Source organism: Mycobacterium sp. E3247 (assembly GCF_001667785.1).
Lineage (GTDB): Bacteria > Actinomycetota > Actinomycetes > Mycobacteriales > Mycobacteriaceae > Mycobacterium.
This window is the reverse complement of record NZ_LZJG01000193.1, coordinates 1-12,107: the sequence shown is the minus strand read 5'-3', so window position 1 is coordinate 12,107 and position 12,107 is coordinate 1. Positions and strand designations below refer to the sequence as shown.

The window sequence follows — 12,107 nt, the reverse complement described above, 5'->3', positions numbered from 1 at the left end:
ACGTAGCCCAGTTCTCGCACCGCCTTGTCGCTGCGGTAGCGGTAAAGGTCGGTGAACGCGTATCCGACGGACATCGAGTTCACCGTGGTTTCCCGACGGGTGACGACCTCGAGGAGGTCGCCGGCCTTACCCCCGATCCAGGCGACCGGATAGGGCAACCGTCTACGCGGCGGGTCGACCCCGACGATTCGCGCCACTCGATCGATGTACTCGCGATACGTCAACTCCTGGCCACCCAGGATGTAGCGTTCGCCGCGCTTCCCGTGCAGCCAGGCGGCGATCATGCCGCGCGCCACCTCGCGCACATCCGCGAAATTGTTGTATCCCGGTGTCCAATAGGGAATTCTGCGGTTGGCGATCTCGACGATGAGCCGGCCGGAACTGGGTCTGGCGTCGCGCGGGCCGACCAGGTATGTGGGGTTGACGATGACCGCGTCCAGCTTGTCGCAGGCCCGCTGCACCAGGATCTCACCGCGCCGTTTGGTGACCGGGTAGGCCCCTGCCAGCCCGGCTTCGTCCCACCCCCACGGGGTCTGCTCGTCGGCGGGTGCGCCGTCGGGTTCGGGTCCGATCGTGTTCGCGGTCGAGGTATGCACGACGCGCGGGGTGCCGGTGGCGATCGCGGCCTCGACGACAGCTTGCGTCACGCCGACATTGACGGCCGAGATCGCCGGTGTGACCCGTCTCCTGGTCGAAACGCATGCGGCGCAGTGGAATACAACTTCTGCATCGGCGAACACGTCGCGTAGATCAGCGACCGAGCCGAGGTCGGCGCAGACCCACTTGACCGGCAGGTCGGCCAGTGAACTCGTATCGGTGCTCGGGCGCCGGGTGGCGGTGACGGCGTGCCCCTGCGCGATCAGCTCGGCGGTCAGATTGGATCCCAGCAGCCCGCTTGCTCCGGTTATCACAGCGTGTGCCATCGCGAGTTGGCCCTAAGCCGGTGTGGGGTACCGCGCGGCCGGTGGACGGCGCTGCGCCCACGGGCGCACTGATTCCAGTTGCGCGGCAAGGGAAATCAATGTTGACCCATCGTGGGGCCGCCCCACCAGATGGACCGCTTCGGGCAGGCCGCCGGCCGAGATCCCGGCCGGAATCGACATGGCCGGTTGTCCGGTGTAGTTCTGCGGCGGGGTGAACGGCATGAACGCCAACACCCGCGCCATGGCGCGCGTGGGGCCCAACCCGTCGAGGTGCCCGACGGGCACCGGCGGCTTACCCAGCACCGGCGTCATCAGCACGTCGCAATCGGCGATGGGCCGCAGCCCACGCTCGCTCATGCGGTCGCGGGCGGCCAGCGCGCGGTGAGCCAGCCAGTCGGGGATCATCCGGGCGGTGCGGCCCTCGGCCCGAATCCGCCGTTCCAGTAGCTCCGGTGTGGGCAGCCGCTCGATTTCCTCGGCGAGCCCGTGCATCATCAGCGCGAACATCGAGAGAATCGCGGGCAGCGGGTAGACCGGATCACGCTCAACGACTTCGTGACCGAGCGAGCGCAGCAACTCGGCCGTCTCCAACACCGGCCGGCGCACCTCCTCGCTGACCGGCACGGGAATCACCGGTTTGAACGACATCGCGATCCGCAGCCGGCGCGGTGGGCCCGCCGCCGCGTCCGTCAACGGAGGTGCCGGCGACACCGAGGCGATCTCGTCGTCGGGCTCGGCGCCGGCCATCGCGTCGTGCAGCAGCGCCGCGTCGGCGACGCTGCGGGCCAGCGTTCCGATGTGGTGCAGCCCGTGGAATCGATAGGCCCGCTCGGGTGATTGCTTGGTGCTGATCCAGCCGCGCTGGCCCTTGAGGCCCACCACCCCGCAGCACGCGGCCGGAATGCGAACCGAGCCGCCCCCATCGGTGCCCAGCGCCCCGGGCACCATGCCGGCCGCCACCGCAGCCGCCGAACCACCGCTGGAGCCCCCCGTGGTCCGGTTCGGTCGCCACGGATTGCGTGTCACGCCCCACGTCGGCGACTCGCACATCGGGACGGCACCGAACTCGGGCAGATGCGTCTTGCCGATGATCACCGCCCCGGCGGCCCGAAGGCGCCGCACCGCCGCGCTGTCGCTGCTCACCGGCCCGGTGTCAATCCCGGTGCCGCACATCGACGAAACCCCCGCCACATCGGTGTCGTCCTTGACCGCGATCGGCACGCCCGCCAGCGGCAGCATCTCCCCGGCGGCCAGCCGCCGTTCGACGTGTGCGGCCGCTGCCATCGCCTGCTCGGCCAGCACGACGCGAAATGCGTTCAACGCCGGGTCCAGTTCGGCTATCCGCTCCAGGTAGAGCGCCACCAACTCGCGGGGAGAAACCTCACGATCGCGCACCAAGCGCGCCTGCCGCGCCACGCCGGCGAAGGCCAGGCCCTGGATATCGACGGTGGTCATCCGTGCCCCTTCGCGCCCACCCCAACCGAGTGTAGGCCCACGTCGTCAGGCGCCGGCCAGCGCGAGCGCCGCGGCGGTCGCCTCCCGGATCGGTCCGCGCCACACGTCGCCGTGCCCGGGCAGCAGGACCTCGGTGTCGAGCAGCGCCAGCGCGGACAGGGTGCGGAGGCAATCCCGTTGGCTGTGGCTGAAAATCTCCGGCAACAGCTGCGGCCCGCGGTGGCGTAACAGCGGGTGGCCGGTGATCAGCGCGTCGCCGCTGACGAGCACGCCGTCGACCAGGTACGAGCAGTGCCCGTTGGTGTGGCCGGGGCTGAAGACGGGCCGCGGTTGGCCCGGCAGGCCCGCGGCCACCTCGGCGGTCAGCGGCTGGGCGGTGGGGATGCCGTCGCGGATCAGGCCGCCGCTGCGGACCACGTGGGCCGTCCACCTCGCCCAGCGCGGGCGCCAGATGCGCAGTGCCACATCGATAGTCGACACCTGCTCCAGGTACTCCCGTTTCGCGTGCCCCACCTCGTCGGCGTGACAGTACACCGGCACGCCGTGCTCGCCGGCGAGCCAGATCGCCGAACCCAGGTGGTCGATGTGGGCGTGGGTCAACAGGACGGCGCGCACGTCGGCCACCCGGTAGCCCAGCTTGGCCAGCGAGCCCAGGACGTCCTCGCGGTCCCCGGGATAGCCGGCGTCGATCAGCATGACGCCGGTGCCGTCGACGACCAACGTCCAGTTCACGGCGTGCTCCTGAGCGAGGTACACGGTGTCGGTGACCTGAACCAGCTGCGCCATGCCCGCGAGTGTAGGAGCGATCGCCGCGAGTAGTGATCGCAAGCGCGGCGAAGCCGGGCGCGGCGGGTCGCGACCGTCAACCTAGGAGTAGAAATGACCCGTGGCTGAACTGAAACTTGGATACAAGGCATCCGCCGAGCAATTCGCACCGCGTGAACTCGTCGAACTCGCCGTGGCCGCTGAGGGTCACGGCATGGACAGCGCAACCGTCAGCGACCACTTCCAGCCGTGGCGGCACGAGGGCGGGCATGCCCCGTTCTCGCTGGCCTGGATGACCGCCGTCGGCGAACGCACCGAGCGGATCGTGCTGGGCACCTCGGTGCTCACGCCGACCTTCCGCTACAACCCCGCCGTCATCGCACAGGCCTTCGCCACCATGGCCTGCCTGTACCCGGACCGGATCTTTTTGGGTGTGGGCACCGGCGAGGCGCTCAATGAGATCGCCACCGGATACGAGGGCGAGTGGCCCGAGTTCAAGGAGCGGTTCGCCCGGCTGCGCGAATCGGTGCGCCTGATGCGCGAGCTGTGGCGCGGCGACCGCGTCGACTTCGACGGCGACTACTACCGGCTCAAGGGCGCCTCGATCTACGACGTGCCCGAGGGCGGCGTCCCGATCTACGTCGCCGCCGGCGGCCCGGCGGTGGCCAAGTACGCCGGGCGGGCCGGCGACGGCTTCATCTGCACCTCCGGCAAGGGCGAGGAGCTCTACAAGGACAAGCTGATTCCGGCCGTCTTAGAAGGGGCAGCGGCCGCGGACAGATCCGTCGAGGACATCGACAAGATGATCGAGATCAAGATCTCCTACGACCCCGATCCCGAGCTGGCGCTGGAAAACACCCGGTTCTGGGCGCCGCTGTCGCTGACCGCCGAGCAAAAGCACAGCATCGACGACCCGATCGAGATGGAAAAGGCCGCCGACGCGTTGCCGATCGAGCAGGTCGCCAAGCGCTGGATCGTGGCGTCCGATCCCGACGAGGCCGTCGAGAAGGTCAAGCAGTACGTCGACTGGGGGCTCAACCACCTGGTGTTCCACGCCCCCGGCCACGACCAGCGCCGGTTCCTGGACCTCTTCGAAAAGGACCTGGCCCCCAGGCTGCGGCGACTTGGCTGAACCGTCCGCGATCTACGTCGCCGCTCCGGAACCGGAGACCGGCAAGTCGACGCTCGCGCTGGGGCTGCTGCACCGGCTGACGGCGACCGTCGCCAAGGTCGGCGTGTTCCGTCCCATCACGCGGGTCACCGACGGCAAGGACCGCGACTACATCCTGGACCTGCTGCTGCAGCACACCACCGCGGGCGTGCCCTATGAGCAGTGCCTCGGTGTGACGTACCAGCAGCTGCACGCAGACACCGATACCGCGATCGCCACCATCGTCGACGCCTACCACGCGATGGCCGACGACTGCGACGCGGTGGTGATCGTGGGCAGCGACTACACCGACGTCGCCCGGCCGGCCGAGCTGTCGGTCAACGCCCGCATCGCGGTCAACCTCGGGGCGCCGGTACTGCTCACGGTCAGCGGCCGGGGCCGCACCCCCGAGGAGATCGCGCGCGTCGTCGAGGTGTGCCTGGCCGAGCTGGCCGCCCAGCGCGCCCACACCGCCGCGGTGGTGGCCAACCGCTGCGAACCGGCGCGGCTGGGGGAGGTCGCCGAGGCGCTGGAGGCCTTCCCGCAGCGCAGCTACGTGCTGCCCGAAGAACCGCTGCTGTCCGCGCCGACGGTGGCCGAACTCGAAAAGGCCGTCGGCGGAACGCCCGTCAGCGGTGAGGAATCGCTGCGGGAACGCGAGGTCACCGGCGTGCTGGTCGCCGGGATGACCGCCGACCACGTCCTGGAGCGGCTGGGCGACGGCATGGCGGTCATCACCCCCGGTGACCGCTCGGACGTGGTGCTCGCCGTGGCCAGCGCCCATGCGGCCGAAGGCTTTCCGTCGCTGTCGTGCATCATCCTCAACGGTGGCTTCCGGCTCCATCCGTCGATCGCTTCGCTGGTCGCCGGGCTGCGGCTGCGACTGCCCATCATCGGTACCACGCTGGGCACCTACGACACCGCGAGCGCGGCCGCCGCCGCCCGGGGCCGCGTCACGGCCAGCTCGCAGCGCAAGATCGACACCGCGCTGGAGCTGATGGACCGCTACGTCGACGTCTCGGACCTGCTTGCGCAGCTTGCCATCCCGATACCCACGGTGACCACGCCGCAGATGTTCATCCACCGGCTGACCCTGCAGGCGCGTTCGGATCGCAAGCACATCGTCCTTCCCGAGGGCGACGACGATCGCATCCTCAGGTCGGCCGGCCGGGTGCTGCAGCGCCGCGTCGCCGACCTCACCGTGCTCGGCGACGAGGCGCAGATCCGCCAGCGTTCGGGCGAACTCGGAGTGGACCTCGACGGTGCGCACGTGATCGACCCGCTCACCAGCGACCTGCGCTTCCGGTTCGCCGACCAGTACGCAGAACTCCGCAGGGCCAAGGGCGTCACCGTCGAGCATGCCCGCGAAATCATGCGCGATGCAACGTATTTCGGCACCATGCTGGTGCACAACGGCATGGTCGACGGCATGGTGTCCGGCGCCGCCCACACCACCGCGCACACCGTTCGCCCCGCCTTCGAGATCATCAAGACCGTCCCCGACGTCTCCACCGTGTCCAGCATCTTCCTGATGTGCCTGCCCGATCGCGTGCTGGCCTACGGCGACTGCGCGATCATCCCGAACCCGACGCCCGAACAGCTGGCCGACATCGCGATCTCCTCCGCGCGCACCGCGGCGCAGTTCGGCATCGAGCCGAGGGTTGCGATGCTGTCGTACTCCACTGGCGAATCGGGCACCGGGGCCGACGTCGACAAGGTCAGGAAGGCAACGGAATTGGTCCGGCTCAGGGCACCGCAATTGCCGGTCGAGGGCCCCATCCAGTACGACGCCGCGATAGAGCCGTCCGTCGCGGCCACCAAGCTGCGCGACTCGCCGGTGGCCGGCCGCGCCACGGTGCTGGTCTTCCCCGACCTCAACACCGGCAACAACACCTACAAGGCCGTCCAGCGCAGCGCCGGGGCGATCGCGATCGGGCCGGTGCTGCAGGGCCTGCGCAAGCCGGTGAACGATTTGTCCCGCGGCGCGCTGGTCGAAGACATCGTGAACACCATTGCCATCACCGCGATCCAGGCGCAGGGCATCCGTGGCTAGCGCCGGCCGGGTTGTGCTGGTGATCAACTCCGGGTCGTCCTCGCTGAAATACCAGTTGCTCGACCCCGACTCCGGCGCGGCCCGGGCGACCGGGAACGTCGAGCGGATCGGCGAGGGGTCGTCCCCCGTCCGCGACCACGACGCCGCGCTGCGTCAGGCCTTCGACACGCTGTCCGAGCAGGGCATCGACCTGCGTGCCTGCGGCCTGGTGGCCGTGGGCCACCGAGTCGTGCACGGCGGCAACACCTTCTACCGGCCCACACCGGTGGATGACGCGGTGATCGACAAGCTCGACGAGCTGTCCGAACTGGCGCCGCTGCACAATCCGCCCGCGGTCAAGGGCATCGAGGTGGCCCGCAAGCTGCTGCCCGACGTTCCCCACATCGCGGTCTTCGACACGGCGTTCTTCCACGACATGCCGCCCGCGGCCGCGACCTATGCCATCGACCGCGGGCTGGCCGAGCGCTGGAAGATCCGCCGCTACGGCTTCCACGGCACGTCGCACCGGTACGTGAGCCAGCAGGCCGCCGACTTCCTGGACCGGCCGCTGCGGGGACTGAAACAGATTGTGCTGCACCTGGGTAACGGCTGCTCCGCTTCGGCGATCGCCGGCACGCGTCCCCTCGACACGTCGATGGGCCTGACGCCGCTGGAGGGCCTGGTGATGGGCACCCGCAGCGGTGACATCGACCCCAGCATCGTCAGCTACCTCTGCCACACCGCGAACATGACCGTCGACGAGGTCGAGTCCATGCTCAACCAGCGGTCGGGGGTGCTGGGCCTGGCCGGCGAGCGCGACTTCCGGCGGCTGCGCACCATGATCGAATCCGGCGACGGCGCGGCGCAATTGGCCTACAGCGTGTTCACACACCGGCTGCGCAAGTACATCGGCGCCTACCTGGCCGTTTTGGGGCACACCGATGTCATCACCTTCACCGGCGGCATCGGGGAAAACGACGCGGCGGTGCGTCGCGACGCGGTCGCCGGCCTGGAGGAGTTGGGCGTCGTGCTCGACGAGCGCCGCAACCTCGGCGGCGGCAAGGGCGCCCGGCAGATCTCCGCCGATGAATCCCCGATCGCCGTGCTGGTGATCCCGACCAACGAAGAGTTGGCCATCGCCCGCGACTGTGTGAGCGCACTAGGCGGTTAGGAAGCCCAGGCTCTTGCGGCCGGCGCCGACCGACGGCGTGGGATCGGTCCCGACCGTCCGCACCAGCAGCTCGTGGTACACGTCGCGAAAATCGGTGGTGTACTTCAAATCCCCGTCGTCGAGGTCGGTGAGGCCGGGTTCCTCGCCGTAGAAGCCGCCGCGCACGGGCGTGCCCGCGACGAAGACGGGGGCGGCGGTGCCGTGATCGGTGCCCTGGGATGCATTGGCGCGCACCCGGCGGCCGAACTCCGAATACGCCATCACCACCACGTTGTGGCCGGCCACGTCCCGCAGGAACCGGGTGACCGCCTCGTCGAACGTCCCGAGCAGCCGTTGCTGCGTGTCGCGTTCACCGGCGTGGGTGTCGAAACCCCCCAGTTGCGCCGCGTAGACGCGTGTCGGCACGCGCGCCCGCACGGCGGCGGCCACCATGTCAAGCTGCGCGGACAGCGAGTTGCCTTGGCGTCCGGACGCTTTCAGCGATCCGAACGTCTTGCCGGTGCTGCGCGCGGCGCGGTAGGACTTGCACACGGCGGCCATCGCCGGGCTGTCGCCGGGGTCGTCCGTCCCGAGCGCGCCCATCAAGGCGTCGAGGCCCTGTTCGTCGGGCGACCGGGTCGTGGAAAGCGCCGCGGCGGTGTGCTTTTCCCCGACCGCGAGCGCGGGCAGCACGGGCCCGATGTTGACCGCCCGCAGCGGGTCGTCGCCGGTGGCGTCGAGCCAGCGGCCGATCCACCCCGTCGACACGGGCTCGGCCGGTGACGCCGTCTGCCAGATGTCCATGGACCGGAAGTGGCTGTGGTCGGGCCGTGGATAGCCCACGCCCCGCACGATGGCCAGTTGCCGCTGGTCCCACAGCTGGGCCAGGCCCTTGAGCGCGGGGTTGAGTCCCAGCGTCTGGTCGAGGTGCAGCACGTCGCCGGGGGCGTAGGCCAGTTCCGGCCGGGCGTCGTGATAGGCGTTGTCGGCGTAAGGAATCAGGGTGTTGATCCCGTCGTTGCCGCCGGCGAGGGTGATCAGCACCAGCACGCCCGCCCCGTCGGCCAGCGGGCGGTCGTGGGCCGCGCGAATCAAATCGGGCCACTCGACCGCCACCGCGCCGGAGAGCAGGCCGACCGCGCCGGCGCCGGCGCTGGCGATCAGGAACTTGCGGCGATTCATCTCGGGCATCGTCGGATCTCGCTATGAGGTCAGGTATTCGGGCGTGTTGACGGCGGCCGCGATCAACCGCGGCGGGGTGCGCACCAGGGGCCGCAGCGCCGTGGCGGTCCGGTCCGACCAGTCTCCGACGCCGATCAGGTAGCCGACCGCGTCGACGCGGTCGGCGGGCGCGGCGCCCTCGATGCCGGACAGGTCGCCGGCGTGTGCGAGCCGGGCGGCGGCCCGCAGCCGCGCTTCGGCGCTGGCGGTGGACAGCCACACCTGGCCCTGCGGCCAGCCGCCGACGCTCGGCGGGTAGAAGGGCCGTTGGCCCAACGCGTGCAACGTCGCGTCGGCGAACTTTCCGGTGGCGCCGTCGAGGGGCACGCGCAGGGCGCGCAGCACGCCGACGAGCCATTCGACCGGGGTGTTGACGACGGTGGCGCGGCCGGCGACGAATTCGTCGGCGGTGAGGATCGCCCGGGTCAGCGCCCGCAGGTCGCGGCCCGGTCCGTAGGCGGAGACCAGCCTGTCCAGCGTGGGGGCCGACGGCGGGTCGTCGGAGGCCAGTTGCCGCCACAGCCGTCCGGCGACATACTCCGCCGACTTGGGCTGCGCCAGTACGGCATCGCAGAATCCGGCGGCGTCGAAGTCGCGGGTCAGCCCGAACAGCGTCTTGGCCGTCCCGTCGTGGCGTTTGGCGGCCAGCGAGGTGTGCCCGTCGGCGCCGATCACCCACCCCGTCAGCGCGCGGGCGCCGTTGCGGACGTCGTCCTCGGTGTAGCCGTTGCCGTGCCCGAGGGCGAAGAGCTCCATGAACTCCCGCGCCAGGTTTTCGTTGGGCGCCTTGGCGGTGCTGCTCTGCCCGTCGAGCCAGCGCAGCGTCGCGGCGTCGGTCAGGATCGCATAGGCCAGGGTGCGGAAGTCGCCCAGCGACAGCGTGCGCAGCTTCTGGTTCTGCGCGGCCATGTACGCGGCCACCCGGACCTTCTGCGCCGAGGTGGCAAAGTGGTTGTGCCACAGCAGGGTCAGCTTCTCGCCGAACGGCTGCCGCACGCCGACCATGCGGCGCAGCCACCAGTCGGACAGCGCGCCCTGCTGTTCGGTCAGCTGCTGGTTGTACCGTTTGCGGGCCGCCGGCGTGGCGCCCTTCCCGGGCGGGCCGGGCGGCTGCAGCGTGGGCATGGGGGTGGCGAGCGCGCCCGGGTCGGCGTCGGGGTCCGCGGCGAGCATGGCGTCGACATGCCGCGGCCAGCCCGCGGTGAGCACGGCGTCCACCTCGGGTCCGGTCACCCCGAACCCGGCCCGCCGCAGCACGCGGGCGGTGGTGATCCATGCGGTGGACTGGCCGGGCATGCGTCAACTGTGCGGCATATACCTATGTTTTCGCTGTGGATGGGCGCACACGTGTTCAGCCGCGCGCGTGCGAGCGTTCCCGGCATGGATCCGTTCATCGGCACCGAGGCGCTGGCGGCCGGGGTGGTGACCCGGCATCAGCTGAGAACGCGCTATCGCGCCGTGTTCCCGAACGTCTACGCCTCGAGCGACGCCGAGCCATCGCTGGAGACCCGGATCCTGGCGGCCTGGCTGTGGTCGGGGCGCCGGGCGACGATCGTCGGGGCCGCCGCCGCCAGACTGCATGGCACCGAATGGATCCCCGACGGCGTGCCCGTCGAGCTGGTGCACACGAATCCCCGGGCACCCATCGGGGTGCTGACGCGGCGCGCCGCGCTGCGGGACGGCGAGACGCAGAGCATCGGCGGGTACACCGTCAGCACGCCCGAACGCACCGCCTTCGACATCGGCAGGCGCGGGGCCGTGCGCTCGGCCGTGGCGCGCCTCGACGCGTTGGCCAGGGCGACGGGCTTCAAGGCCGACGACGTGCTGCGCGTCGCGCGGTGCCACCCGGGCTCACCGGGCCTGCGGCGATTGGAGACAGCGCTGGACCTGGTCGACGCCGGCGCGCAGTCGCCCAGGGAGAGCTACCTGCGGCTACTCCTGATCGACGCCGGTCTGCCGCGGCCGCGGACCCAGATACCGGTGTTGGATGCCGACGGCATCCCGTTCGCCTTCCTGGATCTGGGCTGGGAGGAGCCCATGGTCGCCGTCGAGTACGACGGCGACCAACACCGAACCGACAGAAGGCAATACGTCAAGGACATTCGGCGGAGGGAAACGCTGGAGCGGATGGGGTGGATCGTTGTGCGGGTGGTCGCGGAGGACCGGCCCGCCGCTATCGTGCGGCGGGTTCGTGCCGCGCTGGGCGAATCGCGTGTGCGCTCACGGCTTTGAGTGTGCGCCCAGGGCGGGGCGGTACGGCGTGTCGCCGCCCTGGACGCACGCGCGATCGCGCAAGGGGCGGACGAAACCTAGAACGTGCTGGTGGGCCGCACCTTGTTCGCCATGTCCACCAGCGCGTAGCGGTGTCGCTGGGTGGGGGCGACCCGGGCCAGGTTGCGCAGCGCCGCCTCCACGCCCAGCCGCAGCCCGTGCTCGGTGAACGGGAAGCCCAGGATGTGGTTGGTGCTGGCCTTGTTGTCCTCCAGCCAGTCCATCGCGCAGCCCAGCACCAGCGCGCGGATCTGCAGCACGCGCGGTTCGGTGGGCGGCAGCGCCTCCACCCGCCGGGCGGCGTCGCGGATGTCCTCCTCGCTGATCTCGCTCTTCGTCCGTCCGGACAGCAGGGTCACCGCACTGGTCAGGCGCGCGGTGGTGAAATGCCTTGAGGTGGGCGGCACCTCGTCCAGGGTGCGCACCGCGGCGGCGCGATCGCCCTCGGCGGACAGCCATCTGGCCAGACCGAAGGCGGCCGAGATCACCCCGTCGTTGGTCTTCCACACGGTCTGGTAATACTTCTGATTGTCGACGTTGCCGGACAACTCGGCGGTGGCGGCCAGCGCCAGTTTGGGCGCCAGCTCGCCGGGGAAGGTGTCCAGCACCTCGGTGAAATGCGTTGTGGCGGAGTCATAGTCGCCGGTGAGCAGTTCGGAGACGGCCCGGTACCAGACCAATCGCCACTGCCAGCCCACCCGCTCGGCCAGGTCGTCGAGCTTCCGGGTGGCCTTGGCCACGTCACCCAGGTCCAGCAGCGCGCGGACCTCCATCAGCGGCAACTCGATCGACTCGGACACCTCGACGCCGTCGGCGTCCAGCGTGCCGTGCCGCGCCGCGCGCAACGAGTCCAGGGTCTGCACCGGCTGGGAGAGCACCGTCGCCTGCAGTACCGGGGCGGCGACGTCGGCCGGGTCCACCAGCGGCACCTGCAGCGCGGTCACGATCTCGCGCGCCGTCAACCGCTCCGAATGGATCTGGCCGTCCAGGTAGACGTCGGTGTGCGCGACCAGCAGGTCCACCCCGAACGTTGAGCGGCTGGGGCTGAAGATGGTCGACAACCCGGGCCGCGGCACCTCGGTGTCCTGGGCCACCACGGAGGAGCTGTCCGCCCAGCTGATGGGCGTGTTGCGGGAGGTG

Annotated in this window: 10 protein-coding genes; 4 read left to right on the top strand and 6 right to left on the bottom strand. The window is 70.3% G+C overall.

Annotation, left to right across the window (positions count from 1 at the left end; translation table 11 throughout):
• The 3 genes from A9X04_RS10290 to A9X04_RS10280 form a co-directional block, all read right to left on the bottom strand.
• On the bottom strand, nt 1–923 hold a 923-nt coding region (locus A9X04_RS10290), incomplete at its 3' end, for an NAD-dependent epimerase/dehydratase family protein (protein ID WP_156764306.1).
• Between the two features lie 12 nt (nt 924–935).
• The gene (locus tag A9X04_RS10285; protein WP_067919960.1) at nt 936–2,378 is read right to left on the bottom strand and encodes an amidase family protein; all 1,443 of its coding nucleotides are present in this window, start codon (nt 2,376–2,378) and stop codon (nt 936–938) included.
• 45 nt (nt 2,379–2,423) lie between these two features.
• Nucleotides 2,424–3,164: an MBL fold metallo-hydrolase gene (locus A9X04_RS10280; protein WP_067919958.1), complete on the bottom strand. Its 741-nt coding sequence runs from the start codon at nt 3,162–3,164 to the stop codon at nt 2,424–2,426.
• A 100-nt stretch (nt 3,165–3,264) separates the two neighbouring features.
• Between A9X04_RS10280 and fgd the strand changes: the two genes are divergently transcribed.
• From fgd to A9X04_RS10265, 3 genes are read left to right on the top strand one after another with little or no spacing between them, the layout of a single operon-like run.
• Nucleotides 3,265–4,275, top strand: a complete 1,011-nt coding sequence (gene fgd / locus A9X04_RS10275) for a glucose-6-phosphate dehydrogenase (coenzyme-F420) (protein WP_067919956.1) — start codon at nt 3,265–3,267, stop codon at nt 4,273–4,275.
• Nucleotides 4,268–6,346, top strand: a complete 2,079-nt coding sequence (gene pta / locus A9X04_RS10270) for a phosphate acetyltransferase (RefSeq protein ID WP_067919954.1) — start codon at nt 4,268–4,270, stop codon at nt 6,344–6,346. Before fgd ends, pta begins: the two co-directional genes overlap by 8 nt.
• The gene (locus A9X04_RS10265) at nt 6,339–7,496 is read left to right on the top strand and encodes an acetate kinase (protein ID WP_231985698.1); all 1,158 of its coding nucleotides are present in this window, start codon (nt 6,339–6,341) and stop codon (nt 7,494–7,496) included. The genes pta and A9X04_RS10265 overlap by 8 nt, the downstream gene beginning before the upstream one ends.
• On the opposite strand, the gene A9X04_RS10260 is transcribed toward A9X04_RS10265, so the two are convergent.
• Entirely contained in the window at nt 7,485–8,666 is a 1,182-nt protein-coding gene (locus tag A9X04_RS10260; RefSeq protein ID WP_067919952.1) for a DUF1501 domain-containing protein, read from the bottom strand. The genes A9X04_RS10265 and A9X04_RS10260 overlap by 12 nt on opposite strands.
• 12 nt (nt 8,667–8,678) lie before the next feature.
• Nucleotides 8,679–9,992, bottom strand: coding sequence for a DUF1800 domain-containing protein (locus A9X04_RS10255; RefSeq protein WP_067919949.1), 1,314 nt, complete (start codon nt 9,990–9,992; stop codon nt 8,679–8,681).
• An 84-nt stretch (nt 9,993–10,076) separates the two neighbouring features.
• On the opposite strand from A9X04_RS10255, the gene A9X04_RS10250 reads away from it, so the two are divergent.
• Entirely contained in the window at nt 10,077–10,928 is an 852-nt protein-coding gene (locus tag A9X04_RS10250) for a DUF559 domain-containing protein (protein WP_067919964.1), read from the top strand.
• 77 nt (nt 10,929–11,005) lie between these two features.
• On the opposite strand, the gene A9X04_RS10245 is transcribed toward A9X04_RS10250, so the two are convergent.
• A partial coding sequence (locus tag A9X04_RS10245) for a tetratricopeptide repeat protein (RefSeq protein WP_304442391.1) occupies nt 11,006–12,107 on the bottom strand: 1,102 nt, incomplete at its 5' end.